Source organism: Maridesulfovibrio sp. (genome assembly GCF_963678865.1).
Taxonomy (GTDB): Bacteria; Desulfobacterota; Desulfovibrionia; order Desulfovibrionales; family Desulfovibrionaceae; genus Maridesulfovibrio.
Genome location: NZ_OY787459.1, coordinates 2,628,901 through 2,655,064 on the forward strand (window position 1 = coordinate 2,628,901; position 26,164 = coordinate 2,655,064).

Here is a 26,164-nt window from a genome sequence, read left to right on the forward strand (position 1 = left end):
GCGACCGTATCATGTTCATATGGTAGGCGTTGTCTTTATATTATAGAAAATCATAGCAAGAATGTATTATTATGGAAAACGTTTAAAACCGCATTACCAAACTGCATATTATTTTTTAAACAAAAAAAGTCGGAGTTCAGCAGTGCTGACCCCGACTTTAAAATCATAATATTTATTTATTACTGATTTGAATGAGCTTCTTTTATCCTCGCAGCAATATATTCCTTGGATTCGGCATCATCGGCATCAAAGCAATGCCCGTCCTGACCGAGAAGACCACCGGGTACAAAATCACCCAGTTCGTCAGGATCATTGATACAATCCCCGAAAAAGCAGACCGAAAGCCAGCGATTGGAAGGATCATCGTCAATAACATCCACCATAGTAAAAAGGGGCCATTTGTCCTGTCCCTTTTTAACCCCGCGCATTGAATAAGTAACACCGGGACGGGCATGGAACTCAATCTCAGTATTATCGAGTGATTCCAGAAGTTGCTTGAATTCAACAAAAACCTCTTTAACTCCGGCATGGTCATCAGTCCACTCAGAAATAAACTTATCCAGTTCCATCTTGAAAAACTCCTTTGTTGAGTAGTATTAATTCCCGGTGCGGGACTTTTTAGATGTCCTGAAAAGACAAAATTTTACTCAGGACATAATTTTGTAACTTTTTTGCGATACTCATACTCCTATGCATAAATATGGGCAATGATGATTTGACATTGACATTCAATTCAATGTAAGCAAACTGTACTCCTAATAGGTAATCAATAATTTTTGGATACAGTTTAATGAAATCAGCACAGGATATATTTACTGAATATCTGACCCGGCAGAGACTTAAAATGACCCCCCAGCGCAGGACAATTCTGGAAGTGTTCCTTGCTGAGGAAGGACATATCTCTTCTGAAGAACTGTACAACCTTGTCCGCAAGGAAGATTCTTCCATCGGGCAGGCAACTGTATACCGAACCCTCAAGCTTCTTGCTGATTCCGGCATTGCCAAATCCGTCGATTTCAACGACGGTGTAATCCGCTATGAACATAAGTACGGTCATGAGCATCATGACCATCTTGTCTGTGAGCGTTGCGGTAAGACTATCGAAGCTGTAGATAACGAAATTGAACATCTACAGGAAGAACTCGCCAAGAAATACGGTTTCGAACTTACCCATCATGAGATGTACCTTTTCGGCGTATGCAGGGAGTGCCAGGAAAAAAGCGATTAACACGCAGATAATTTCCTCACACATACTTAAAAGCGCCGCCTGACATCAGACGGCGCTTTTTTTTACTTTGTTGGAAGTTTAAATAATTGCAATTGGCCGGATATGACTATCCCTTTTCTTTAATAACTACTTAAGGCTGCCAAGCCCCGCTAAACAGAGGATTGTATGATCAAGCCTGATTTTAACAAGATGGGTGGTATGATACCTGCCATCGCACAGGATGCCGAAACGGGCGAAATCCTGATGATGGCCTACATGAATGAAGAAGCATGGAATAAGACGCTTGAAACCGGTGATGCCCATTACTGGAGCAGAAGCCGCAACACCCTCTGGCATAAAGGCGGGACTTCCGGGCATGTGCAGAAAATCAAATCTATCAAAATAGATTGTGATGATGACACACTTGTTCTGCTCATCGACCAGATAGGCGGAGCAGCCTGCCACAAAGGATACAGAAGCTGTTTTTACCGTGAACTCAAGGATGGCGAAGTTATTGAATGCTCGCCCATGATTTTTGACCCCAAGGAGGTATACAAATAATGTCTAAACAATTGAAAATAGGTCTGCCAAAAGGTTCCCTGCAGGATTCAACAATCAAGCTTTTCGCGAAATCAGGTTGGAAAATCAATCTGCACCACAGAAACTATTTCCCCGACGTTAACGATGATGAATTGAATATCTCCATGTGCCGGGTACAGGAAATCTCCCGTTACATCGAAGACGGCATCCTTGACTGCGGACTGGCCGGAAGAGACTGGGTTCTTGAAAACAAATCGGATGTTTTAGAAATATCAAGCCTCGTTTACTCCAAAGTAAGCAACCGCCCTGCACGCTGGATCCTCGCAGTTGCCGGAAACTCCCCTTATAAAAAACCTGAAGATCTGGCCGGCAAAAAAATTGCCACCGAACTGCTCGGCGCCACAAAAGAATATTTTGAATCCAAAAACATTCCAGTGGACGTATTCTATTCATGGGGTGCTACCGAAGCAAAGGTCGTTGAAGGACTTTGCGACGCTATCGTAGAAGTAACTGAAACAGGGACCACCATCAAGGCCCACGGCCTGCGCGTAATTGACGAAGTCATGTCTACAAACACAGTCTTTATCGTCAACAAGGACGCATGGAATGATCCTTGGAAACGGAAAAAAATCGAAAATATAAACCTGCTCCTTCAAGGTGCTCTGCGGGCTGAAAAAATGGTCGGGCTGAAGATGAACATGCCCAAAGCCGCTCTTGAAAAAGCAATGAAAGTAATGCCCAGCCTGAATTCCCCCACCGTTTCAGATCTCTCTGATCCAGAATGGGTATCTGTTGAAATCATGGTCGAGGAATTGGTTGTACGTGAACTTATCCCCGAGCTCATTGACATGGGTGCGGAAGGAATCATCGAGTATCCGCTGAATAAAGTTATCTAATTTATGCCTCCGGCTACCGGAAAGGCCCCTTTACAAGACAAAGAGGGCCTTTCCGGATTAAATATCCACATAATAAACAGTTATTTTGCTCTAAATATTCAAAAATTCAACTTTATTAATTTCCACTTCCTTCCACTAAACAAGCTGTTTCCACTTTGCTTTTTTCTGAAAGACGATTTAATAAATCTTCCTCATGTTCAAACTTCTTCTCTTTATAGCAATCCTGATCCTGATATTTGGATACCGCAAACGTCAAAAAGCCAAAGGCGGCATCAATATCAATACTATCCTTCTGGCTGCGCTGGTGGTCCTTTTTTTAATATCGCTGCTGACCAGATTTCAAAATTGATTATTTTTAAGAAACTTATCGGTTATATTTCTACAAAAAATATATATATTTGAATACATTAAAACTTATCTATTTATTTTTAATTTCTGATTTAAATTTTAGCATTGATATTCAATCCCATCTGATAGTACAATATTAAAACACAGCAATTGCTACTCCACCAAACAATTACTGTGTAACAGGTTATCTCGTGACCTCTGTTGCTTAGAACGGCTGCTTTTTACCATGATGGCAGCCGTTCTATTTTTTGTGCCTGTTGACCTCGCTGACGATTATAGTTATCGATAACTAAATTACTTTTTTAATAACTAAATATATTGAAATTATATTATGACGATTAATTTAATATGTCTGTCCGCTAATCCGGTTTACAGATAAAAAACAGGATTTCAAAAAATGACTGCCGAATCATTCACCCATCGAGACCTATCATCCATAACCGGAGTATCGGTCACGACTATTAAAAGTTATCGCAAAAAATTTCCTGAATTCTTTTTTATTGTCGGACACGGAAAGCCACTGCGCTTCCGCAAAGGAGCTGACAAACTCAGTCTGCGCATTCGCGATCTTTTCAATAAAAATCTATCGGTAAGGCAGATACGAGACAAGCTTTTAACAGAATTTGAGTCAGTTAAAGATAATAGTCAGTTATCGGAAAGCAAAAATGATTCTCAGGTAAATAGCGAAGAATTTGAAAAGCTGGCTAAAACAACCGCGCAGATGATGAATGGACTTGCAGCACTTGTCACAGCTCAAGCCAAAGCAGAACAGCGGTTGGGGCGTATGGAAAAATCATTAAAAGAACTGGTCGCAGCCCACTCTGAAAGCACGTACGGAACAACTGAACTTCTGCAGGAAATTAAAAATATCCTTGCCAGCTCCGGCGGGTTGCAACAACCGGAAAGGATTACGGCCAAAAAAGTTGTAACCATCAAGAAAGACGATGGTGAAGCAGAGTCATATTCCTTCAATGCGGACAGTTCATCCATTTCACCTGAGTCCGACTTTCTTGATCTTCCTGTTGTTATCCAGTCTGACACCGGGGAATTTCTTGGTATGCCGGGTAAGCCAGGGCATCCCTTCACCCTGCAGGAACTTGTTGATCTGGTCAGCGTCCACAAAGAAAAAAATGCCTCCAAGATATGGCACAAGCTGGGCCGGGACTGGGTTTTGGCCGTTAAATCACCAGAAGGTCCTCTCTACGAACTTTTCTTCAGCAGGACTCACACACCTAAAGGAAATATTGTTTCTTTTTTCAAGAGGTTGGATATTAACACCGAATCCAAGAGCCATGCTGAGATTCTTTCCTTTTTCAGGGAAGTGCGGGACTTAATTGATTCCGATTAGGCTGATGAAAAAATTATGCGGATACCGTTTGCATAAAGAATCCATATTCAGGTATTATCGCCATGATATTCAATAATTCACCACAACATAAACTAATTATACCAAGCATTTGATTTTAAGACCGTTTGTGGACACTGTCCGTGATTTTTGAATGTACACTGTGCCGGTTCTATTAAGGGATAACGTATCCTCTGCCGGACAACTTCTTTATCTAAGGAGGAAACAACTGTGGCTGCGCCAATTTTTAATTGCAAAAATGCTGACGATGTTTTGAAGGCCGTTCGAGATTACAATATCAGTTTTGTTCAATTCTGGTTTGTAGACATTCTCGGAACCCTGAAAAGTTTCCAGATAACCCCCAAAGAACTTGAAGCTTCTTTTGAAGAAGGCATGGGCTTTGACGGATCTTCCATTCTCGGTTTCACCAGAATCGAAGAATCGGACATGATTGCCATTCCCGACCCAACCACTTTCCAGCTTTGCTCATGGCGCCCGACAGAACGCCCTGTAGCCCGCATGTTCTGTGATATCCAAAATCCGGACGGCACACCATATGAAGGTGACAGCCGCTGGGTTCTTAAGAAAACTCTCGATAGAGCAGCCGAACGTGGTTACACCTATTATGTAGGTCCTGAACTTGAATTTTTCCTCTTTCAGGATGAGAAAAGTACCAAGATAATCGACCGTGGAGGTTACTTTGATGCTCCCCCGCTCGATCTCGGCAACGACGTCCGCCGCGACATCATCTTTTCCCTCGAGCAGATGGGTTATGATGTAGAATACAGCCATCACGAAGTGGCCCCTAGCCAGCATGAAATCGACCTGCGCTATGCCGAGGGTATGCGCATGGCCGATACCGCCATGACTTACAGGGTTATTGTCAAGGAAGTAGCCCGCAAGCACGGTATCTACGCCACCTTCATGCCCAAACCCATCTTCGGTGAAAACGGCTCCGGCATGCACGTTCACCAGTCATTGTTTAAAAACGGTCGAAACGTTTTTTTCGATGCCAATGATGAGTACCATCTCAGCTCGGAAGGTAAAAGTTATATCGCCGGAATCCTCAAGCACGCCCCTGAAATGACCTGCGTCACCAACCAGTGGGTCAACTCCTACAAGCGTTTGGTACCCGGTTACGAGGCTCCGGTATACGTATCATGGGCACGGAAAAACCGTTCTACACTTGTCCGTGTTCCCATGTACAAACCGGGCAAGGAAAACGCCACCAGAATGGAGCTGCGCTGCCCGGATCCGGCTGCAAACCCTTATCTCTGCTTTGCGGTTATGCTGCAGGCCGGACTCAAGGGAATTGACGAAGCATACGAACTCCCCGCGCCCATAGAAGAAAACATATTCGCCATGGACGGACCAACCCTTTCCGAACATGGCATCACCGCCCTTCCCGGAAACCTTTACGAAGCTGCTGTGGCCATGAAAAACAGTGAAGTTGTCAAGGAATGTCTTGGCGAGCATATTCACAGCAATCTCTACAGGAACAAAATCAAGGAATGGGATCACTACCGTACTCAGGTAACTGAATACGAAATATCAACCTACCTCCCGGTACTTTAAAATGAAAAAATCCCGGTCTAAAACAGACCGGGATTTTTTTATTCTCAGGGATGATAATATTATTCGCCAAAGATCGACTTCAAATCAAGAGTCTTGAAATAATCGATTGTGCTGATCAAACCTTTCTCAAGCTGAATTTTCGGTTCCCAGCCTAATTCTCTTGCTCTCGTAATATCTGGCTTACGCTGTTTAGGATCATCTCCGGGTAACGGTTTGAAAACTATTTCAGACTTTGAACCAGTCTGCTCAATCACTTTCTCCGCCAACTCACGAATTGAGAACTCAACCGGATTACCAAGGTTAACCGGTCCGGTAACATTATCCGGTGAATTCATAAGACTCAGAAACCCTTCAATCATATCATCCACATAACAAAATGAACGGGTCTGAGAACCGTCTCCATAAATGGTAATGGATTTATCAAGCAGCGCCTGAGTAATAAAATTTGAAACAACACGGCCGTCATTAGGATGCATCTTCGGGCCGTAGGTATTAAAGATGCGGGCCACTTTAATATTCAATTTATGCTGTCGGTGATAGTCGAAAAAAAGAGTTTCGGCACAACGTTTGCCCTCATCATAACATGAACGGGGACCTATAGGATTGACGCTTCCTACGTAACTTTCCGGCTGTGGATGAACTTCGGGATCACCATAAACTTCGGATGTGGAAGCCTGAAAAATTTTAGCCCCGGTACGTTTGGCCAGGCCGAGCATGTTAATAGCCCCGTGTACGGAAGTCTTTGTGGTCTGCACCGGGTCATGCTGGTAATGGATAGGCGATGCCGGGCAGGCCAAATTGTAGATTTCATCAATTTCCAAATAAAGAGGAAATGTTACATCATGCCGGATTATTTCAAAATTCGGATTACACAACAGATGGGTTACGTTTGATTTAGCCCCGGTGAAAAAATTATCTACGCAGATAACATCGCAACCTTCGGCGAGCAGACGTTCACAAAGGTGTGCACCAAGAAAACCTGCCCCCCCTGTAACCAGAACCCTTTTCAGTAAATGCATTTTCAAGCTCCTGAATATTCAACTATCACGTATTCACTATCCCATTCTCTTCGTTATATAAATCAACTATGCACTGAAAGCTACCCAGTATATTGCTGATGATTTTGCCTGCAACTGCGTTTTTTAAAATAGACAATCTTCAAAGCAGGTTATAACTTATCCCGGCAAAGAGAAGTCAGGAAAGATCTCAATATATACGGAAGTAAAAGGGGAAGTGTAATGTCAAAAGTATATTTCTGGAATTTACGTACATCGCGTAAATCTCCGCATGCCTTGAAAATGAAAAAACTGCTCAAGCAGTCCGGTCTGAACGCTATTATTGATTCCGGGAACCTTGTCGCTTTGAAAGTCCATTTCGGAGAAAGCGGAAACACCGGATACCTAAATGCCCTCAACCTGCGACCCATCGTCGATTTCCTCAAAAAAGCCGGTGCAAAACCATTCTTCACTGACACCAGCACCCTCTATGTTGGTGACCGTGGAGAATCTGTTTCACACGGCCTGCTGGCTGCACGGCACGGATATGATCCCAACCTGATTGGCGCTCCGGTTCTGTTTGCGGACGGTCTGCGCGGCGAATATGAAACAACCATCCCCTACAAAGGAAAATATATTTCTGAAGCACATGTAGGCGGTATGTTTATGGAAACAGACATGATGGTGACACTCAACCACGTTAAAGGCCACGGATTGGCCGGATTCGGAGGAGCCATTAAAAATATAGGTATGGGCTGTGCTTCCAAAAAAGGTAAAATGCATATCCACGTTTCTACCGGCCCGCACCTGCACCCTGAAAAATGCACCGGATGCGGGGTCTGCATAACAGAATGTGCAGCAAAGGCACTCGACATTGATGATGACGGTAAAATAATCATGAACGGAGAATGCACCGGATGCGGACGCTGTTTCCTGTCCTGCCGATACGGTGCTATTTCTATAGACTGGAAAAGCGATGTGGATATTTTTACCAAACGACTCATTGAGTACAACAAAGCTATCCTGGATCAACTCAAACGACCGGCCATGCACATCAACTTCCTGATGAATATTACTCCTGATTGTGATTGCCACGGATACAGCGATGCCCCCGTCTGTCCCGATCTCGGAGTCATGATTTCATCCGATCCCGTAGCAGTGGATCAGGCCTCTCTGGATATGATAAACGCGGCTCCGCCTCTCTATCCAAGCAGACTTCCCGACGGTCTCAGTCAGGGTGACGACAAGTTCAAAGCACTCACACCTAACACACCGGACTCTTTCGGTTTAAAGTATGCAGAAGAGATAGGACTGGGATCACGGAACTACAAACTGGTTACTATTTAATACATCCGGTGAACTAAAGTCTTATAGTACTACTTAGACACATTTCGTGTTCATAAGTGTGCAAAAAACAAAGGGCGCAGTATCGTTGAAGATACTGCGCCCTTTAGTTTTGAACAATTTACAACTACAAATTGTTCGTAACTAAGCCTTTATTTTCAAGAAGTTGCATTAATTCTGCACAATCGGCAGCTACAAAATCAGGCTCAGCCAGTTTGAGTCCTTCCAAAGACATCCTGCCTGTAGCTACACCGGCAGTCATAGCCCCGGCTCTTTTTCCTGTTTCAATATCCATGGTATGGTCACCAACCATGAGTGTATTTTCCGGGGCTACTCCAATTACTTCAAGAGCCTTGAACAGATGTTCCGGGTGCGGTTTTACATTCTGAACATCCTCGCGGGATAAAAAACAACCGGAGAGGTTATTGATTTCCGGAACAAGCTCCCTCACAGCCGAAGCAGTATTGCGGGTTATGATTCCTGTTTTTATGCCGGAATCACGCAAAGCGGATAAAATATCAAAAGTAAAAGGAAAGAGTCTGCCGTTTCGTGCTGCTTCAACTTCCATGCTAATAATCAGAAAACGGCAGCGCGTATGGAATTCCTTACCAAGCTCGGGATCATCTTCCGCCAGGCAATCGGCAATAAAATCAACCCATTCAAGAGCAGGAGCATCCTTTTCCGGCAACGGATCCAGAAAAGCACTTCCGAGAGCCTTCAATCTTTTTTTCATCTCATTGAAATCAATGGTTAATTCAGCCAGAGTTCCATCGAAATCAAACACTATTGCTTCAATTTTTTTCATAATCTGCCAAATTTTGTACGGTCTTGCTTGCCCAAGTCTTCTTCAGACGATATAAAATCACAACTTAATCAAGCATATATTCCGGTTGTGAATAATTTTTCAGGAGTTAATGTGTCCGGTAAATTTGATGTTATTATTGCAGGGGGAGGTCCTACCGGTTCTACAGCCGCCACCATCCTTGCCGGTAAAGGTTTTAAGGTAGCACTGATCGACAAAGCCGCATTTCCCAGAAAAAAACTCTGCGGTGGTCTTTTAACCTACAAGGCCACAGAAGTCTTAAATAAAATATTCGGGTGTGATGTCGATTTCCTCAAGGAAAAAGGCATCATCAACTTTGAATCCCCAGAATATTCCATAAATTACAGGGATTACAACATCCGCGATGCAGAATCATCAATCCCCTTCCGCTTTGTGGACCGGATAGATTTTGATTACTTCCTTCTGCAAAAAGCCGCAAATGCCGGGGCACACATTTTCACCGGCGAAGAAATCAAAAAATGCAATTATCAGGAAGCAGAAGTTAAAACCGCTTCAAACAAAATTTTCAAAGGAAAATATCTGCTCGGTGCCGACGGGGTTCACTCCACTATCAGGAGCTTCCTGCCTTATGATAGGAAGAAATGGCGCGATGATATGGCCTCAACCATTGAAATTATTTTCGATAAAAAGGATTACCCGCGCAAGGTTACCAAACCGGAACTATACATAGGCCATCTGCGGGCCGGATACATCTGGGTTTTCCCTGCCAAAGGAAAGGTTGTCACCGGAATCGGAGCACTAAAAAGATGCACCAAAGATTTTAAGAAAACCTACATGGATTTTTTGCGCTCCCAAGGCATTTCAGATCCCGAATCCATGCACATGCAGGGGTATCCCCTGCCCTACGGCAACTTCATGGAGAATCCATGTTTCGGACGCACAATTCTTGCCGGAGATGCCGCCGGACTGGTTGAACCGCTCTTTGGAGAAGGAATTTTTTACGCTATCCAGACCGGCCGCTACGCAGCTGAATCCATTGCCAGAGCAATTACAGAAAACACAACTCCGGATAAATTCTACATTGAACGGCTGGAAAAATATGTCTTCCCGGAACTGCGCTACTCCAACCGCTTACGCTGGACCCTGTTCTATTCCCAGCCGCTCCTAAAACATATGTCTTTCAAAATGATGTTCAAATCAATGCCCAGAATTCTGGCCGACATGGTTCATGGAGTAAGGTCGTATAAATTTTTATTAAAGAAAAAATGGGATTGATAAAGTATGTGGGTGGTGATGTTTATAAACATCACCACCCACATACTTATTAAGACTTAATCTGCGACAGCAGCATTCCGCAAAGCATCAGCCCACAGCCGATCAATCCTTGAGTTGTCAGCAATTCGCCAAGCAGCAACCATCCGGCAAGAGCTGCAAATACAGACTCAAGACTGAGTATGATTGCAGCGTGTGCGGGTTTTGCTTCCTGCTGAGCCACAACCTGCAAAGTATAGGCTACCCCGACAGACATAAGACCGCCGTAAAGAATAGGAATAATCCCGGCCCAGATCCCTGAAAAAGTCACTGTCTCCAGAGCAAATGCCCCCACAAAACTGAAAACAGAACAAGCTACGAACTGCCCGGCTGCAAACTTGACCGGATCTACCTTGCTGGACAGCAATGATATTACAACCACATGCCCGGCAAAGAAAACAGCACAGCAAAGCACAAGCAGGTCACCAATTTCAATATGAAAACTTTCATTAACAGAAAGCAGATACATACCGATTACAGCCAGTACAGATCCGATCCAGGTAGGCAGACCTGTTTTCTGCTTGAAGAACAAGCCCATGATGGGAACAAAAACAACATATAAGCCGGTAATAAATCCAGCATTCCCTGCTGTTGTGTAAACAAGACCCCACTGTTGAAAAGTAGCTCCCAGAAAAAGTGCTCCCCCGGCAACCAGACTTCCTTTAATAAAACTACTTTTATCAACTTGCTGATAAGTTCCGTCTTTCTTCTTTGCGCCGTCTATGCGCTTAATAAGCGGTAATAATGCAGCAGCACCCAGAGCAAAACGGACTGCATTGAAAGTAAGCGGACCCATGTAATCCATGCCCACCCGCTGGGCGACAAATGCAGCACCCCAGATGACGGCAGTAATTAACAGTAAAATATCAGCTTTTAAACTTTTAGTGTTCATATACATGCCTCCGGCGGTGCTTTCAGCAGGACCAGAGAAACTTTTTTCAAAAAGTTTCTCTGGACTCTTCAAAAAACTTTTATCAAGGCTTCGCCGTTATGATAGTTTTAAATTTTGCTAGTAATTAAAACCGCACTATCAGCAAAGATAGTGCGGTTTTAATAAAAAAATATATTGTTCGCGCTAAGTGCGAAGCATACTGAAAAGTTTTGAAGGGATTAGGTCTGGGGAAGGGGAACTTTTTGGAAAAGTTCCCCTTCCCCAGCCGACGGAGGCAAAACTTATTCAGACTCGATTTCTTCGACCGGTTCGGTGAGCAGGAAATCGCCCTTCTGGATCCAGTCCTTAAGCTTATTCGCAATTTCAAGAGAAATGGAATGACTGGTCAGTGGAACGGTGGGGATATCCTTACCGTTCAGGTTGATGGACCCGGACTTGAGTTCTTCAAGGGTCACGTGGGCAAGGATGTTTCCTACACCATTAGGGTAGTCGTAGCCGTAGTCTTTGACCGGCATCTGGATGTCAGCATCAGAAACACCGGTAAACCAGGCCATTTCCTCGTTAAGGATGGGAATGGGTATACCTACGCCCACAGATGCGGTGCAACCGTAACCGGGGTAACTCAGACCACGGAAATAACGGGAATCCATCTTAGTCACATTGCTGGACTTGAGCATGAGTGTTCCGGACGGTGTTAGCGGAATACCGCGTTCGTTACGCTGCGGATTCTTTACATGCTGGGTTCCGGCTCCGATAACGTACCCTGTGGCCCCGGCAAGAAATATCCGTGTACCCAAGCCGATTGTCTTAAGGTATGGATCGTTGAAAAGAGGGGAAAGCTGCCCGGCAGTGGCAAAGTTCACATTACGCTGGTTGGGCTTGAGCGGTCCCATGTAGGTATAAACAGTCCTGCTGGTCATATTTACCGCGGCATTGTAGTTCTGGTAACAGTTGCGCGGGTTGAGGATGGTTACATCCTTGAGATCCTTAAGGGAAACGTCTTTTTCTATTTCCCTTCTGGGATAACAATCTGTGCCGTAAGCTTTGGCTTTGAGACGCACTGTTTTTCCGGCAATAAGGTCTTCAATGACATGTCCGCCACCGTAGGTAAAACGTCCGGGATGAACCTTGTTCAAGGGATCGTCAGCAGCAGGCTCGGTAACACCGATAAAAGAGTCTACAGCGGCCACCCCGGCATAAGCCGGAACATTGTTCAACCAGACCTGTGAAGTCTTGATCAGCGGCGGCACCTGACCGATATTGAAAAACATGCCGGAAGAGCACATGGGAGAAAAAGTCCCGGTGGTGACAACATCTATCTCTTTGGCTGCTTCAACCTTGCCTTTGGAACGGACGATCTCGACCATTTCCTCAGCATTGACGACTACAGCCTTACCTTTCCTGATTCGTTCATTGATTTCACTAATTGTCTTGTTGACTTCAAAGGTAGTGGCCATTGGAAAGACTCCGTTTGAAATTATGTTTGGGCTAGCCTGACTCAACTATTCCGCGATTCAAAAGTAATGCTTTGGGCAGGGACGCCCTGTCTCTTTGTGTATAGAGCCAGACGAGCAAAGATTGTGGCTTAAATAGCCCTTGATTGCAATTTTATTTTTTTCATGAGGTTGATATTATTCTGCGGGATAAAAGCGTTTTAGGGACGAATATGCCTTGGCTTAAGCTATATAATAATGTATAGGAAGAACAGGTCGCGGGGGTTGGAAAAAATCAGTTTTGTTTTGTTTTATTTTACCATTATTTCAAATACTTAAAACACCCCAAAAAAATATATTATTCACGTGAAAGAAGCACTGAGAAATCACCTTTCAAATTCATGCTCAGAATCCGAGCTAACGCGCTGGTTTGACCCGATAAATATCAACATTTCCGAAGAAAACGGAGAAGTTGTAGTTACATTTCCGCACGCTTTTTTCGGACAGTGGTTCAAATCGAGCATTCAGGACCGTTTTGAGGAACAACTGGGCCAGTTTCTGGCAGCGGTTTTTCAGTTTCCTATTCCAACAACGGCTTAAACCAGACAACGGTTCAGGAACAACCGGTAAGCATCAAGAAAATCGACTTTCCATTCGGGCACAACTTTACCTTTGAAAACTTTCTGATCAGCAAGAAAAACTACTTCCCGCTGGCTTCGGCTAAGGAAGTCACACGTGTCGAGAATGTTTCCTTCAACCCATTTGTCATCTGCGGCAAGAGCGGTTCAGGTAAATCTCACCTCTTAAAAGCAATTGCGAATGAAATCTGTAAAAAGGTGGACAGGGAAAAAGTATTTCTCGGCAACGTTGATGACGTGCAGAATATTTATTCTGTCCGGTTTGGCGGTGATGTTATTCGCGCAAGAAATTATTTCTTTGATTTCGAGTATTTTTTTCTTGATGACCTTAAGCAGATCAAAAAATACGAACACCTGCAGCAGGAACTTATCTCCATTTTCAACAACTTTTATGAACATGGAAAACAGATGGTATTCAGCTGCTCGGACAAGCTGGCTTCATACGACTTTTTGAATAAGAACCTGAAATCAAGATTGGAATGGGGGTTGATAGTCACCCTGAAAAGACCGGATCTTGAGATCAGGGCAAAGTATGTGCAGAAGCAGTGCAAACTCAAGAAACTGCCCTTGAGCAAAGACCAGATCCTGACCCTTTCCCAACGCTTTCAGGATTTCAGGTATCTGCAAGGCATCATCATCAAACTTTCAGCATTCCGTGAACTTGTACGCAAGAACATGGATGACCGGGATTTTGAACACATCCTGAGTAACACGGAAGAAAAGGCCGACGAGACTCTGACTCCGGAATACGTGATCGAGTCAGTTGCCTCCCACTTCAACCTCAAACCTTCCGACCTTACAGGGAGTAAAAGGCACAAAATGACCGCCCATGCACGACAGGTGGCCATGTACCTTTGCCGGGAACTTTTAGGCATATCCTATCCCGCCCTTGGCCGGACTTTTGGAGGAAAAGACCACTCCACTGTTCTTTATTCCGTAAAAAAAATTCAAGAATTACAAAGTGATGATAAGGTTTTGAAAAGACTGTTGATAGACTTGAAGAATAAGTGTCTTTTGCGTGTCTCAAACTAGACAAGTTCAAAAACCGTGTCACTTTGTTACTTAAATACGACACTGAATGTCTAAAAATAAACCTTTTATTTTAATGGTTTACCTTAAAAAGAAACATAAGAACCGACCTAATAACAAAAACAAGGAGAATATATATGTATTTAAAGGTAAATAGGGATGAAGTGATCGAAGGGTTACAGAAGTCTGCCAGCATCATTCCCGCCAAAACAGGAGCCGCATATCTGCGCACCATCTGGCTGAAAAGTGAGCAGGGCAACCTGCGCATCATGTCCACAGATTCCAATCTGGAATTCTGCGGCACATACCCTGCCGAAATTCTGGAAGAGGGTCTTGCCGGAGTACAGGGACGTGCTTTCTATGATCTGGTCCGCAAGCTCCCTTCCGGTGAACTGACCATCAAGAACGATGCTGACGGTTCCTCTATTCTGGTGGAGCAGGGTTCCAGAAAATACAAACTCCCGGTGAACGATCCTACCTGGTTTCAGAAATTCTCCGATTTTCCTGCTGAAGGTGCTGTATTCTGGTCCGGTGATTTCCTTCTGGAAATGATTGAAAGGATTGCTTTCTGCATCAGTGATGAAGACAGCATGGAAGCTATTGCCTGCATGAATATGGTTCCGGCTGCTGATGAAAATGGTCAGTTTGTGGAAGTCTGCGGCCTGAACGGACATCAGTTCGCGCGCCTCAAATTTATCAATGATGATATCCACGCCATTCTTCCTGAAGAGGGCATTCTCATTCAGAAGAAATATCTGGCAGAACTGAAAAAATGGCTCACTGAAGATGAGATTGAACTCAGTCTCAGTGAGAAGCGCCTTTTCTTCAAGACCGCGGACGGCAAAGAAACATTCAGCCTGCCGCTGAGCTACTACCAGTATCCTAACTACAAGAATTTTCTGTCCAAGCTCAATGATGACGATGTTTCACGCATGAAAGTGGAAAAATCAGAGCTTTCCATGGCTCTGGACCGTATTTCCATTTTCAACACTGATTCAAACCGCTGTGCTTCCTTCCTCTTCAATCCCGGTGAACTGGTTCTTTTTTCACAGGGGCAGGAAGTTGGTACCGCTACAGAATCCATGGAAATTGAATTTTCCGGCGAAATGGAACGTATTGCCTTCCCTACCAAGAATCTCATTGAGATCCTCGGACACTTCCAGTCCGACAAAATCAATTTCACCCTGACCGGGGCAGAAGCGCCCTGCGGCGTGACCGGTGAAGATGACAACGAATATCTTGTAATCGTCATGCCGATGAAGGTTCAGGAAGAGACTTACTACAGCGAGGAAGACGTTTAATGGCTCCAAATCAAGATTACAGCGCGGAATCAATTACGGTCCTTGAGGGCCTTGCCGCGGTTAGAAAAAGACCCGCCATGTACATCGGCTCCACCGATATCAGGGGTTTACACCATCTTGTCTATGAGGTGGTCGACAACTCCATTGACGAAGCCATGGGTGGGTACTGCACCAAATTCAAAGTAACCCTGCACATGGATAACAGCGTTACCGTATCCGATAACGGACGCGGTATCCCTGTTGATCTCCATCCTAAAAAGAAAAAACCGGCTCTTGAGATCGTTATGACCGTGCTTCATGCTGGTGGTAAGTTTGATAATGATGCTTACAAAGTTTCCGGTGGACTGCATGGGGTTGGTGTTTCCTGCGTAAACGCCCTCTCTGAGCATCTTGAGGCTACAGTTCGACGCGGGGGTAAGCTTTACCGTCAAAGTTACGAGAGGGGGGTTCCTACGGGCCCTCTGGAGTGTATTGGTGATGCAGTGACTACCGGTACCACCATCCGTTTCCGTCCTGATGAGGAAATTTTTGAAACCAACCAGTTTGATTTCAACACCCTCAAGAAGCGTTTCCGCGAACTGGCCTACCTGAATAAAGGCCTTGAAATAGAATTTGTCGATGAACGATCAAATGAGAGTGCCAGCTTCAAGGCTGACGGCGGCATTGTTTCTTTTATCGAAGATTTGAACAAAGGGCAGACCCCTGTCAGTGAAATCATCTATGCCGAGACCGAGACAGACAATGTTATCACTGAACTGGCTGTGCAGTACAACACCTCGTTCAAGGAAAATACCCATACCTTTGCAAACAACATCCGCACAGTTGAAGGCGGAACACATCTGGCAGGGTTCAAGGGTGCACTGACCCGTGCCATAAATACCTACATCCAGAACTCGGATCTGCCCAAAAAGCTTAAGATCAAGCTTTCCGGTGACGATGTCCGTGAAGGACTCACCGCAGTCATCAGCGTCAAGCTTCCTGATCCGCAGTTCGAAGGCCAGACCAAAACCAAGCTGGGTAACTCCGAAATGGTCGGTATTGTGTCCGGCATGGTTTACGACAAGCTTTCTTCCTATTTTCAGGAAAACCCCAAGGATGCCAAATCCATTGTCGAAAAGGTTGTTGATGCGGCCCGCGCCAGGGATGCAGCGCGTAAAGCCCGTGACCTTGTTCGCCGCAAGGGTGCTCTTTCCGACCACTCCCTGCCCGGTAAACTGGCTGACTGCCAGTCCAAGGACCCGGCTGAAAGTGAACTCTTCATTGTTGAGGGTGACTCTGCGGGCGGTTCTGCAAAACAGGGCCGTAACCCCAAGCATCAGGCTATCCTGCCCCTGCGCGGCAAGATTTTGAACGTTGAGAAAACACGTTTTGACAAGATGCTCGGCAACAAGGAAATCCGTGCTCTGATCACTGCCATGGGTATAGGTATCGGTCAGGAAGAGGGAGAGAAGGATTTCGACAAGCTGCGTTACCACAAGGTCGTTATCATGACTGACGCGGATGTTGACGGTTCACATATTCGAACTTTGCTGCTGACCTTTTTCTTCCGCCAGTACGAAGAACTTATTGAACGCGGCCATCTCTACATTGCCCAGCCGCCGTTGTACCGTATTGCCAAAGGCAAGTACGAAAAGTTCATCAAAGATGATTCCGAGTTATACTCTCTGCTCATCGAAAGGGTGGCCAAGGATATCACCATCAAAACAGAATGCGGAAAGGAATACCATCAGGAATCACTGATCGAACTGCTTGATGACATCCGTTTCATCAAAAACAAAATAGGTGAGGCGGCAAACATGGGTATTTCCGATTCCCTGTTCGCAAATCTGGTCAGCCTTGATGAAAAGATGACTCCGGAAATGTTCGCAGATGTTGATCCGCAGTCTTTTATCTCCAAGATGGAAGAGGCCGGTTACAAAGTAATCATCGAGCGTGAAGCAACCGAGACCGAAGGTGAAGACCGTGTTTATGTCGTTTTTGAAAACGAAAACGGCCACCGTAACAGGCTGGCAGTTGAGTTCTTCAATTCCAAACTGTTCCGCAATACATATGACCGTAACCGCAAGATTGTTGATGAATGTGATGGTACTTACTTCAAGATCACTCGCGGTGAAAACGAGATTGAAATCAGCGGTCTTTTCAAGCTGCTCGATGGCGTGCTGGAAGAAGCCTATAAAGGCATCAACCTCCAGCGCTACAAAGGTCTGGGTGAAATGAACCCCGAACAGCTCTGGGAAACCACCATGGATCCCGACAAGAGAACCATGCTGCAGGTAACCATCGAAGACGCCACTGCCGCCAACGATATCTTTGAAGATCTCATGGGGGACAACGTTGAGCCGCGCCGCGAATTTATTGAGAAAAACGCTCTGGCTGTTCAAGAGCTTGATATTTAATTCGGAGAAATAATGTCTCAAATTACGATTGAAGAAGAGCTTAAGAAATCGTACCTGGAGTACTCCTTAAGCGTAATTATAGGCCGTGCGATCCCTGATGTCAGGGACGGGCTGAAGCCTGTACACAGGCGTATTCTTTACGCCATGCATGAGCTTGGGAACACCTACAACAGGGCTTACAAGAAATCTGCCCGTGTTGTCGGTGACGTAATCGGTAAATATCACCCCCACGGTGACTCTGCTGTTTACGATGCTTTGGTCCGTATGGCGCAGGAATTCTCCATGCGCGACCCGCTTGTTGACGGTCAGGGTAACTTCGGTTCCATTGACGGCGACGCTGCGGCGGCTATGCGTTATACCGAAGCAAGGATGTCCAAACTCAGTTCCGAGTTTCTGGCCGACCTTGAGAAAAAGACTGTCGATTTCCGCGACAACTACGATAACTCCCTGCAGGAACCGTCAGTCCTGCCCACAAAGGTGCCCAACCTGCTGCTGAACGGTACTTCCGGTATTGCGGTCGGTATGGCCACCAATATACCGCCCCACAACCTCGGTGAGCTGATCAATGGTACCATGCATCTGCTTGATAATCCCGAGTGTGAAATTGAAGACTTAATGGACTATATCAAAGGTCCTGACTTTCCTACCGGAGCACTTTGTTTCGGAGGTAAGGGTCTTCGTGAGGCTTATCTGACCGGTCGAGGCTCCATCAAAATTCGCGGTGTTGTGAACATTGAGGAGAAAAGTAACGGCCGCCAGTCAATTGTTATCACCGAGATTCCCTACGCACTGAACAAATCCAGCATGGTTGAGAAAATTGCCCAGCTGGTTGGTGAAGGTAAGATCGAAGGTGTTTCCGACCTGCGTGATGAATCCGACCGAAAAGGTATCCGCGTTGTTGTTGACCTGAAGAAGGGCGCTATCGCGGACATCATCATCAACTCACTGTATAAATTCACACAGCTGGAGCAGAGCTTCGGCATTAACATGATGGCCGTTAATGCCAACCGTCCGCAGCTCATGAACCTGAAGCAGATTCTGGTTGCATTTCTGGAGCACCGCCGCGAAGTCATCATCCGCCGTACCCGCTTCGATCTGGATAAATGCGAAAAGCGTGCTCACATTCTCGAAGGTCTGCGTATCGCACTGGATAACATCGATGAAGTTGTCAGGATTATCCGGGCTTCCAAAAACGGTGATGACGCGCGTATAGCTTTGATGGACCGTTTTGAGCTTTCCAAGGTACAGGCTCAGGCAATCCTTGACATGCGCCTGCAGAGACTGACCAACCTTGAGCATGAAAAGCTGCTTGAAGAGTATGCTGAAATTCTCAAGAAGATTGAATACTTCAAGTCCATCCTTGCCAACGAGGAAGTTCTGAAAGGTGTTATCCGTGACGAGCTGGTTGAGATCAAAGACAATTACGCCACTGAGCGTAAAACCGTGCTCATGGATCAAAACCCCGATGATATCGACATCGAAGATCTGATCCCTGATGACGATGCTGTTATCACCCTTTCCAGACGCGGTTACATCAAGCGTACTCCGCTTTCCAATTACCAGAAGCAGAAACGCGGCGGTAAGGGTATTGCAGGTGTTCAGACCAAGGATGGGGATTTTATCCACACCTTCCTGACCACCTCAAACCATCAATACCTGCTGCTCTTCACTTCCAAGGGTAAGATGTTCAAGATCAAGGTTCATCAGGTTCCTGAAGCAAGCCGCATCGCCCGTGGCGCGCATATCGCCAACCTGCTGCCCCTTGAAAAGGACGAAACCATTGCCACCGCAATGACCATGCGCGAATTTGAAGAGGAATGCTTCTTCCTGTTCGTAACCAAGAGCGGTATGGTTAAACGTTCTTCCATCGCCCTCTACCGTAACTGCCGCCAGTCCGGTATCCGTGCTGTGGCCTTGAAAGACGGTGATGAGCTGATCACAGTAAAAGAAGTCAGTGCCGATTCACAGGCCGTACTGGTCACCAGAAACGGTACTTCCATTCGTTTCAGCTGTCAGGATGCAAGATCTATGGGCCGCGTGGCCAGCGGTGTTAAGGGAATCGCCCTGCGTCCCGGAGACGAGGTTGTTTCCGGAGTTGTGACCGGTGAAGAAGAGCGCGTGCAACTGCTGACTGTATCCGAGGGCGGATACGGTAAACGGACTGATATTGAGCAGCACCGTTTACAGACCCGCGGCGGTAAAGGAATCATCAGCATGAGGGTGACCACCAAGACCGGCAAGGTGCTCGGTTCAATCATGGTTTCCCCTGATGATGAAGTTGTGCTGCTTACCTCCGCCAACAAGATTATCCGTATGGGTGTGAAAGACGTTTCCCTCGTGGGACGCGCTACTCAGGGAGTAAGGCTTGTGCGCATGGATGACGGCGACCAGGTTGTAGGTTTTGACCTTGTTCAGGAAGACACTTCCGAATCCGAAGGTGAAGAATCCGCATCATGAAAAGATGTTTGATCATAATTATCGCATCCCTGCTGTTAATGCTGCAGGGGTGCGATAAACCTGACAATAGTAAATCAAAAGTTATAGATAAGGCTCGTGGTAATTTCATCAGCGGGTTTTATGCTGATTCCGAAAAAGGGTTTGAAAGATACCTGCAGGATAATCCGCAAGGTGAATATCGCCTTGAGGCTTGGGATTATCTGGTTAAAATTGCAGCTGAAGTGCGCCATGACAGTGACCGCGGAGCGGCGATTCTGGAAGCCATGTATCTTGAGTTCGGGCATAACCCGGAACTGGCGGCTAAACTTAAGTGCCAACTGGCTGAAATGTATATTCGCAGCGGACAGTATAAGACCGCTGTAGAGGCACTTGAAAAGAGTCTTGAATTTCCCGATCAGCCGCAGAACCAGCTGGATTCAACACGAACCATGTTGGCTGAGACATTCCGCAAACTCAGAAATTATGATCTCGCAATTTACACTTATGCAGATATAAGCAAAACCACTGAGAATAAGGCAACAAGAGCCCGGGCACTATTTGAAATGGCCCACACCCTGACCCTTATCCAAGCTTGGGAACGGGCTGAATCAGAGCTCGAAAAATTGATTAAAATGGACGGCGTTCCTGAAGAAATACAGGCCGAAGCGGTCTTTGTGCTCGCAGATATTTATGAACATCGCCACGATTACAAGCGTGCTGCTGATCTTCTGGAAACAATTGTAGATACTTATCCAAATCCTAACGTGGTTAGGTATAAGCTGGATTATTTGAAGGAAAGATTTTGACCTGTTTTTATCCAGTAAACATTAAGAGCAGTTATTCGGAAATTCCGAATAACTGCTAAATCTCAATTCCAAATCACTCCGCAGTAAATCTCCCAAAACAGAAACCACCACTGAACAATTGCCCGGCTGAAACTGATGTCGAAAAAAACAGATTATGCACTAAAAAAGTAGGTACCCTTCGGAGCCTACTTTTTTTATTCTTCAAAATCATAAACTGTGTAGCTGCTCATCAATTCAAGCATGACGAAAATGCTGGTATTTTCCCGGATACAGGTGGCGGCATCGATGATCATTTTTTGCTTGATAGCGAAGTCATCAAGCGCGGCTTTTTTGCGTGCAGAAATAATACGACCAGCATACTCAGGATTCATCTGAGTAGAACTTATCGATAGCCCTTTTGTGAAAAAGTGTATGTTTGATTGACTGACAAGCTTTTCTATCCCGTGCATTCCAAGATCATCATGAAGCAGCTTGAGTTTGAAAAGAGACATGGCAATGTCTTCTGCCGGGAGTTGATCTTTTATTGCAGGAAGGAGCAGTAGGGGGCCGTTTTCAAGCAGCATGTCCTGCATTTTTTCATCTTGAAAATGCTCCGCAAGCGCGGCGGCAAAATCACGGTTACTAACTCTGGTAATTAATTGCAGAAGGAATGTTTCAATGAGATTTAGGATCAGCCTGTATTCATCCAGAGTAGAAATCCTTATTTCATATGTTTTATCAATAAATTCAGTGTATTTTAAATCATCAATTGAATGGGCAAATATTCTGGCACTGAAATCGTCCTCCAATCTTTCAAGTATTATATTTTCAACTTGAGACCTTTTACCGAAAATGGATTTGATATTTTTAGCAGCCAGATTCCACCATGAGATCAGGTCGTGAATATCATTATGGTAGAAATTGAAGCGGGGAAGGGTGTCGGAAAAGTCACTCAATTCTTGCGCAGTATTTAGGAATGATTCATCAATGATTATTTCAGGAATTTTTATTTTCCCGGCTTCCTTAAGATCCTGAACCCGGTCCATTAGATTTTCGCAGGTCTTTTCGAACCGCGAATAGGAAATTTTTAGTTGGCCGTTTTCAAACTTATCGATAATTAATTTTATTTTATCTGCACGGATTATATTGAAATTTTCAATTACTTTTGACCTAACTTCATCCGAAAGAAGAATAATAATTTTTGACGCTGTAGCATTACTGACTTCATGATTGAAAATTTCCTGCAGGCAGAAATCAGGAAGCAGGCCAAGGGAATCCAGTTTGTACTGTTCACTGAGTGATGAAATGTCAGACACGGATTACTCCTGCGGATAGAGCGTAAAGAGTATTGTTAGTTCTATGTGGCCCGGAGAGAGAATGACTTCCCCCTCCGGGTATTTAATATCTTACTTTTTATAGATAGCACCGGTTGATGCTGAAGTTACATTCTGGCTGTAACGCTTGAGGAATGCGGAAGGCATTTCCTTTTCAATGGGTTTGAATTCAGCACGGCGTTTTTCGAGTTCAGCTTCATCGAGTTTCACATTAATGGAACGTCCGGGGATATCAATTTCAATTATATCTCCGGTCTGGACAAGCCCGATGGCACCGCCGGAAGCAGCTTCAGGTGAAACATGACCTATTGCAGCGCCGCGGGTACCGCCGGAGAATCTTCCGTCGGTGATCAGAGCTACATCAGCGCCCAATCCCATCCCAGCAATGGCGGAGGTGGGGGTCAGCATTTCGCGCATACCGGGTCCGCCCTTAGGTCCTTCATAAAGAATTACAACGGCATCACCTTTGACGATTTTGTTGCCGAGGATAGCTTCAACAGCTTCTTCCTCGGAATTGAAAACCTTGGCGTTGCAGGTGCGTTTCATCATTTCAGGTGCTACAGCGGACTGCTTAACTACGCAGCCGTCTTCAGCAATATTACCGAACAGAACAGCGATGCCGCCTTCTTTGGAATAGGGATCATCAATCGGGCGAACAATGTTGTGGTCAGTGATTCCGGCATTAAGTTCTTTGAGGTTTTCACCAACTGTTTTGCCGGTAACGGTCATGGGATCAAGGTCAATGCGACCTGATTTGGAAAGTTCAGCCATTACGCCCTGAATGCCGCCAGCCGCGTTCAAATCTTCAATATGGTTTGGACCGGCAGGTGAAAGTTTGCACAGGTTAGGGGTATTGCGGCTGATTTCATCGAAAACAGTCAGGTCCAGCTTGAGTCCTGCTTCATTGAAGATGGCTGGCAGGTGCAGCACTGTGTTGGTGGAGCAGCCGAGAGCCATGTCCATGGTTACCGCGTTCTTGAGGCTTTTCTCAGTAACGATGTCGCGCGGTTTGATATCCTTTTCAAGCAGGGTCATGATCTGGGCTCCTGCTGCCTTGGCAAGACGGGTACGTTCAGCCATGACAGCGGGGATTGTGCCGTTTCCGGGCAGAGCCAGACCGATAGTTTCGGACAGGCAGTTCATGGAGTTTGCGGTGAACATGCCGGAACAGGAACCGCAGGTTGGGCAGGCACTCTGTTCAAGAACGGAAAGTTCGTCTTCGGTCATACTGCCGGTCTTAACCTGTCCAACACCTTCGAATACGGTGATCAGGTCGACCTTTTTGCCGTCTTTGCGGCCTGCGAGCATGGGCCCGCCGCTGATAACGATGGTCGGGATGTTCAATCTCAGGGCAGCCATGAGCATGCCGGGAACAATCTTGTCACAGTTGGGAATGAGTACCAATGCGTCAAAGGGATGCGCTGTAGCCATAATCTCAATGGAGTCGGCAATGATTTCACGGCTGGGCAGGGAATAACGCATACCGGCATGGTTCATGGCCAGACCGTCGCAGACGCCGATGGCCGGAAATTCCATTGGTACACCGCCGGCAAGACGCACGCCGTCTTTAACCGCACGGGTGATAGTGTTCAGGTGCACATGGCCGGGAATGATCTCGTTGGCAGCATTACAGATACCGATCAGCGGACGGTTGACTTCGTCCTTGGACATGCCCAGTGCGTAAAGCAGGGAACGATGCGGGGCTTTTTCCAGCCCTCCTGTCATTTTTTTACTTCTCATAGTGGTGTTTCCTCTATTTGGTATGCCTCCGGCGGCCCTGCCGGGAGCCTTAAACCCTTTTGGGAAGGGTTTAATAATCCCAAAACTTTTTAGTTATGGTTCGGGGTTGAAGGTTTTAAATTTGTGCTTTTGGAAATTTTAAGCAAACAACGATTTTTTTGAAAAAAATTTAGTAAAGTAAACAATTAAGGATTCCAAAGGGGATTATCCCCTTTGGCCGCCGGAGGCGAAATACGATCATATAAAAGCGCGAAAGCGCAACAGATCTAATTTTTAACAGCCACAAAGCTGCTCAGCATTCCGATTATGGTGACGGTTCCTGCCAGTATAAGGCATTGTTCGGGAGGCAGAAAGGTCAGTTTCATGAATAGCGGCGGAAAGTTCAGGGCATCTGTGAAAAATTGTTGGGCAGCGTATAGGATACCAATAGCAGTAGAACTTCCGAGCAATCCGAGCAGTGCCCCTCCGGTCAGGAGCGGAAGGCGGATAAACCATTGCTTGGCACCCACGAGATAGAGGATTTCTATTTCGTCTTTTCGGGTCATAAGCGAGAGGCGCATGGTGTTTCCGACAACCAGAGCGACTATCAGGCCAAGAAAGCCGATTATGGGCCAGACTATGGATTCGGTCAGGCTTATCCAGCCCCTTGCAAGGTCAATCTGCAGGGGATTGTAATGCACCTTGTCCACAAAGGGAAGGGCTTTAAGGTTGTGCAACAGATCTGCAGCCCAGCGTTCATTTTCAATCCCCTGTTCAACAGAAAAGGAAAGCAAGGCAGTTGGGGGCAGCGGATTGCTGGATTCACCGAGCCATGCAAAATCACCTGTATCGCTGAGGGATTCTGAGAGTTGTTTAAGGGCATTCTCCGGAGTGAATGTCCGGATATCCTTAAGCCCGGCAATCTTTTTCAAGTCGTTCCACTGTTTTTTGTAATCTTCAGCCGGAGTATTTGAATTCCAGAAAACCTGGATTTCAACCTGTCCTTTACTTTTGAGCAGTTCCTGATTGACGTTGTGCATGGTCAGCATGAACAGTCCGGCCATAATTGAAACCATGGTGACTGCCACAAAAGTAAATATGTTGGCCCATGGATGCAGTCCCATGTCACGGATACCGCGCCCGATGAGCCTGAAAAAAAGTGCTAACATGGGCAAAGCTCCGAGGTCAGGTATTCCGGAGGTTCGCTTAGTTGCCCGTCTTCAAGGTGGATGATTCTGGCATCAGGCACGCAGCGCAGGATTTCACGGCTGTGGGTAGCCATGACAACTGTGGTGCCGTGGGTATGGAATTGTTTGAAGACATCCATCAAATGCAGGGACAGTTCAAAGTCGAGGTTTCCGGTTGGTTCGTCGGCTATGATTAATTTGGGATTGACCACCATGGCCCGGGCAATGGCTACACGCTGCTGTTCGCCTCCGGAAAGGCTGCCGCATTTGGAATAACTTTTTTTTTCAAGGCCAAGGGCACGGATGATGGCCCGGACCCGTTTGTCCACAACAGCCTTAGGCATGCTGCGTACAGTCAAAGCCAAGGATACGTTTTCATAAACGGATCTTTCGTGAAGGATTTTGAAGTCTTGAAAAACAACACCAAGTTCACGGCGCAGCATGGGAATCTGTTTGCGCTTGATGTTGTTCAGTTCGTATCCTGCAACACTTGCCTGTCCGCGGTTAAGGGGCAGAGCACCATACAGAAGACGCATGAGAGTCGTCTTCCCGGCACCGGAATGTCCGGTCAGGAAGATGAATTCCCCTTTTTGAATATGCAGGGAAATATCCTTCAGTGCCCAGTTGGAGCCGAAATTGTATGAAAGCCGGTTCAGCCGGATCATTTAA

The 26,164-nt window shown here is 45.8% G+C and carries 23 protein-coding genes; 14 read left to right on the forward strand and 9 right to left on the reverse strand.

Annotation, left to right across the window (positions count from 1 at the left end; genetic code table 11):
• Positions 1–179 precede the first annotated feature (179 nt).
• On the reverse strand, positions 180–569 hold the full coding sequence (locus ACKU41_RS12105; protein WP_321401113.1) for a hypothetical protein: 390 nt from the start codon (positions 567–569) through the stop codon (positions 180–182).
• 221 nt (positions 570–790) lie between these two features.
• Between ACKU41_RS12105 and ACKU41_RS12110 the strand changes: the two genes are divergently transcribed.
• The 6 genes from ACKU41_RS12110 (at position 791) to ACKU41_RS12135 (ending at position 5,911) form a co-directional block, all read left to right on the forward strand.
• Entirely contained in the window at positions 791–1,228 is a 438-nt protein-coding gene (locus tag ACKU41_RS12110; protein WP_319777633.1) for a Fur family transcriptional regulator, read from the forward strand.
• A 165-nt stretch (positions 1,229–1,393) separates the two neighbouring features.
• Entirely contained in the window at positions 1,394–1,768 is a 375-nt protein-coding gene (gene hisI, locus ACKU41_RS12115) for a phosphoribosyl-AMP cyclohydrolase (protein WP_319777634.1), read from the forward strand.
• Positions 1,768–2,643 (forward strand): ATP phosphoribosyltransferase, encoded by an 876-nt coding sequence (gene hisG, locus ACKU41_RS12120; RefSeq protein WP_319777635.1) that lies wholly within the window; start codon positions 1,768–1,770, stop codon positions 2,641–2,643. Before hisI ends, hisG begins: the two co-directional genes overlap by 1 nt.
• 3 nt (positions 2,644–2,646) lie before the next feature.
• Positions 2,647–3,045, forward strand: coding sequence for a hypothetical protein (locus tag ACKU41_RS12125; protein WP_321401116.1), 399 nt, complete (start codon positions 2,647–2,649; stop codon positions 3,043–3,045).
• Positions 3,046–3,388: 343 nt separating this feature from the next.
• Complete coding sequence (locus ACKU41_RS12130; RefSeq protein WP_321401118.1) at positions 3,389–4,339, forward strand: hypothetical protein; 951 nt, start codon at positions 3,389–3,391, stop codon at positions 4,337–4,339.
• Positions 4,340–4,567: 228 nt separating this feature from the next.
• Positions 4,568–5,911, forward strand: coding sequence for a glutamine synthetase family protein (locus ACKU41_RS12135; protein ID WP_319777638.1), 1,344 nt, complete (start codon positions 4,568–4,570; stop codon positions 5,909–5,911).
• Positions 5,912–5,970: 59 nt separating this feature from the next.
• Here ACKU41_RS12135 and ACKU41_RS12140 read toward each other — a convergent pair whose 3' ends face one another.
• Positions 5,971–6,930, reverse strand: coding sequence for a UDP-glucuronic acid decarboxylase family protein (locus ACKU41_RS12140; protein WP_321401120.1), 960 nt, complete (start codon positions 6,928–6,930; stop codon positions 5,971–5,973).
• Positions 6,931–7,149: 219 nt separating this feature from the next.
• On the opposite strand from ACKU41_RS12140, the gene ACKU41_RS12145 reads away from it, so the two are divergent.
• A complete protein-coding gene (locus tag ACKU41_RS12145) occupies positions 7,150–8,253 on the forward strand; it encodes a DUF362 domain-containing protein (protein ID WP_319777640.1) in 1,104 nt (367 codons plus the stop codon).
• A gap of 124 nt (positions 8,254–8,377) precedes the next feature.
• Here ACKU41_RS12145 and ACKU41_RS12150 read toward each other — a convergent pair whose 3' ends face one another.
• Complete coding sequence (locus ACKU41_RS12150) at positions 8,378–9,055, reverse strand: HAD family hydrolase (protein ID WP_321401123.1); 678 nt, start codon at positions 9,053–9,055, stop codon at positions 8,378–8,380.
• Between the two features lie 111 nt (positions 9,056–9,166).
• On the opposite strand from ACKU41_RS12150, the gene ACKU41_RS12155 reads away from it, so the two are divergent.
• Positions 9,167–10,309: an NAD(P)/FAD-dependent oxidoreductase gene (locus tag ACKU41_RS12155; RefSeq protein ID WP_321401125.1), complete on the forward strand. Its 1,143-nt coding sequence runs from the start codon at positions 9,167–9,169 to the stop codon at positions 10,307–10,309.
• 49 nt (positions 10,310–10,358) lie between these two features.
• On the opposite strand, the gene ACKU41_RS12160 is transcribed toward ACKU41_RS12155, so the two are convergent.
• Both ACKU41_RS12160 and ACKU41_RS12165 read right to left on the reverse strand, forming a co-directional pair.
• Positions 10,359–11,237: a DMT family transporter gene (locus tag ACKU41_RS12160; RefSeq protein WP_321401127.1), complete on the reverse strand. Its 879-nt coding sequence runs from the start codon at positions 11,235–11,237 to the stop codon at positions 10,359–10,361.
• A gap of 281 nt (positions 11,238–11,518) precedes the next feature.
• Positions 11,519–12,694: a homocysteine biosynthesis protein gene (locus ACKU41_RS12165; RefSeq protein WP_319777644.1), complete on the reverse strand. Its 1,176-nt coding sequence runs from the start codon at positions 12,692–12,694 to the stop codon at positions 11,519–11,521.
• A 342-nt stretch (positions 12,695–13,036) separates the two neighbouring features.
• Between ACKU41_RS12165 and ACKU41_RS12170 the strand changes: the two genes are divergently transcribed.
• The 6 genes from ACKU41_RS12170 (at position 13,037) to ACKU41_RS12195 (ending at position 21,276) form a co-directional block, all read left to right on the forward strand.
• Positions 13,037–13,270, forward strand: coding sequence for a DnaA N-terminal domain-containing protein (locus tag ACKU41_RS12170; protein WP_324293006.1), 234 nt, complete (start codon positions 13,037–13,039; stop codon positions 13,268–13,270).
• 110 nt (positions 13,271–13,380) lie between these two features.
• The gene (locus ACKU41_RS12175; protein WP_321405259.1) at positions 13,381–14,340 is read left to right on the forward strand and encodes a DnaA ATPase domain-containing protein; all 960 of its coding nucleotides are present in this window, start codon (positions 13,381–13,383) and stop codon (positions 14,338–14,340) included.
• A 134-nt stretch (positions 14,341–14,474) separates the two neighbouring features.
• Complete coding sequence (gene dnaN / locus ACKU41_RS12180; RefSeq protein WP_321401129.1) at positions 14,475–15,638, forward strand: DNA polymerase III subunit beta; 1,164 nt, start codon at positions 14,475–14,477, stop codon at positions 15,636–15,638.
• On the forward strand, positions 15,638–18,034 hold the full coding sequence (gene gyrB, locus ACKU41_RS12185) for a DNA topoisomerase (ATP-hydrolyzing) subunit B (RefSeq protein ID WP_319777647.1): 2,397 nt from the start codon (positions 15,638–15,640) through the stop codon (positions 18,032–18,034). The genes dnaN and gyrB overlap by 1 nt, the downstream gene beginning before the upstream one ends.
• Before the next feature lie 12 nt (positions 18,035–18,046).
• Positions 18,047–20,491: a DNA gyrase subunit A gene (gene gyrA, locus ACKU41_RS12190; protein WP_321401131.1), complete on the forward strand. Its 2,445-nt coding sequence runs from the start codon at positions 18,047–18,049 to the stop codon at positions 20,489–20,491.
• On the forward strand, positions 20,488–21,276 hold the full coding sequence (locus ACKU41_RS12195) for a tetratricopeptide repeat protein (protein ID WP_321401133.1): 789 nt from the start codon (positions 20,488–20,490) through the stop codon (positions 21,274–21,276). The genes gyrA and ACKU41_RS12195 overlap by 4 nt, the downstream gene beginning before the upstream one ends.
• A 194-nt stretch (positions 21,277–21,470) precedes the next feature.
• Here ACKU41_RS12195 and ACKU41_RS12200 read toward each other — a convergent pair whose 3' ends face one another.
• The 4 genes from ACKU41_RS12200 to ftsE all read right to left on the reverse strand — a co-directional run bounded on the left by ACKU41_RS12200 (position 21,471) and on the right by ftsE (position 26,160).
• On the reverse strand, positions 21,471–22,571 hold the full coding sequence (locus tag ACKU41_RS12200; RefSeq protein ID WP_321401135.1) for a hypothetical protein: 1,101 nt from the start codon (positions 22,569–22,571) through the stop codon (positions 21,471–21,473).
• Between the two features lie 90 nt (positions 22,572–22,661).
• Positions 22,662–24,329, reverse strand: coding sequence for a dihydroxy-acid dehydratase (ilvD, locus tag ACKU41_RS12205; protein WP_321401136.1), 1,668 nt, complete (start codon positions 24,327–24,329; stop codon positions 22,662–22,664).
• Between the two features lie 266 nt (positions 24,330–24,595).
• The gene (locus ACKU41_RS12210) at positions 24,596–25,477 is read right to left on the reverse strand and encodes a permease-like cell division protein FtsX (protein WP_319777653.1); all 882 of its coding nucleotides are present in this window, start codon (positions 25,475–25,477) and stop codon (positions 24,596–24,598) included.
• On the reverse strand, positions 25,471–26,160 hold the full coding sequence (gene ftsE / locus ACKU41_RS12215) for a cell division ATP-binding protein FtsE (protein WP_319777654.1): 690 nt from the start codon (positions 26,158–26,160) through the stop codon (positions 25,471–25,473). Before ftsE ends, ACKU41_RS12210 begins: the two co-directional genes overlap by 7 nt.
• Positions 26,161–26,164 lie beyond the last annotated feature (4 nt).

What these genes read in the sequence shown, in the direction of transcription:
- hisI (WP_319777634.1), top strand. Translation starts at nt 1,394, where the DNA reads ATGATCAAGCCTGATTTTAACAAGATGGGTGGTATGATACCTGCCATC.
- ilvD (WP_321401136.1), bottom strand. Translation starts at nt 24,329, where the DNA reads ATGAGAAGTAAAAAAATGACAGGAGGGCTGGAAAAAGCCCCGCATCGT.
- ACKU41_RS12110 (WP_319777633.1), top strand. Translation starts at nt 791, where the DNA reads ATGAAATCAGCACAGGATATATTTACTGAATATCTGACCCGGCAGAGA.
- ACKU41_RS12210 (WP_319777653.1), bottom strand. Translation starts at nt 25,477, where the DNA reads ATGTTAGCACTTTTTTTCAGGCTCATCGGGCGCGGTATCCGTGACATG.
- ACKU41_RS12160 (WP_321401127.1), bottom strand. Translation starts at nt 11,237, where the DNA reads ATGAACACTAAAAGTTTAAAAGCTGATATTTTACTGTTAATTACTGCC.
- gyrB (WP_319777647.1), top strand. Translation starts at nt 15,638, where the DNA reads ATGGCTCCAAATCAAGATTACAGCGCGGAATCAATTACGGTCCTTGAG.
- ACKU41_RS12195 (WP_321401133.1), top strand. Translation starts at nt 20,488, where the DNA reads ATGAAAAGATGTTTGATCATAATTATCGCATCCCTGCTGTTAATGCTG.
- dnaN (WP_321401129.1), top strand. Translation starts at nt 14,475, where the DNA reads ATGTATTTAAAGGTAAATAGGGATGAAGTGATCGAAGGGTTACAGAAG.
- ACKU41_RS12105 (WP_321401113.1), bottom strand. Translation starts at nt 569, where the DNA reads ATGGAACTGGATAAGTTTATTTCTGAGTGGACTGATGACCATGCCGGA.
- ACKU41_RS12165 (WP_319777644.1), bottom strand. Translation starts at nt 12,694, where the DNA reads ATGGCCACTACCTTTGAAGTCAACAAGACAATTAGTGAAATCAATGAA.
- ftsE (WP_319777654.1), bottom strand. Translation starts at nt 26,160, where the DNA reads ATGATCCGGCTGAACCGGCTTTCATACAATTTCGGCTCCAACTGGGCA.
- ACKU41_RS12130 (WP_321401118.1), top strand. Translation starts at nt 3,389, where the DNA reads ATGACTGCCGAATCATTCACCCATCGAGACCTATCATCCATAACCGGA.
- hisG (WP_319777635.1), top strand. Translation starts at nt 1,768, where the DNA reads ATGTCTAAACAATTGAAAATAGGTCTGCCAAAAGGTTCCCTGCAGGAT.
- ACKU41_RS12150 (WP_321401123.1), bottom strand. Translation starts at nt 9,055, where the DNA reads ATGAAAAAAATTGAAGCAATAGTGTTTGATTTCGATGGAACTCTGGCT.
- ACKU41_RS12145 (WP_319777640.1), top strand. Translation starts at nt 7,150, where the DNA reads ATGTCAAAAGTATATTTCTGGAATTTACGTACATCGCGTAAATCTCCG.
- gyrA (WP_321401131.1), top strand. Translation starts at nt 18,047, where the DNA reads ATGTCTCAAATTACGATTGAAGAAGAGCTTAAGAAATCGTACCTGGAG.
- ACKU41_RS12125 (WP_321401116.1), top strand. Translation starts at nt 2,647, where the DNA reads ATGCCTCCGGCTACCGGAAAGGCCCCTTTACAAGACAAAGAGGGCCTT.
- ACKU41_RS12140 (WP_321401120.1), bottom strand. Translation starts at nt 6,930, where the DNA reads ATGCATTTACTGAAAAGGGTTCTGGTTACAGGGGGGGCAGGTTTTCTT.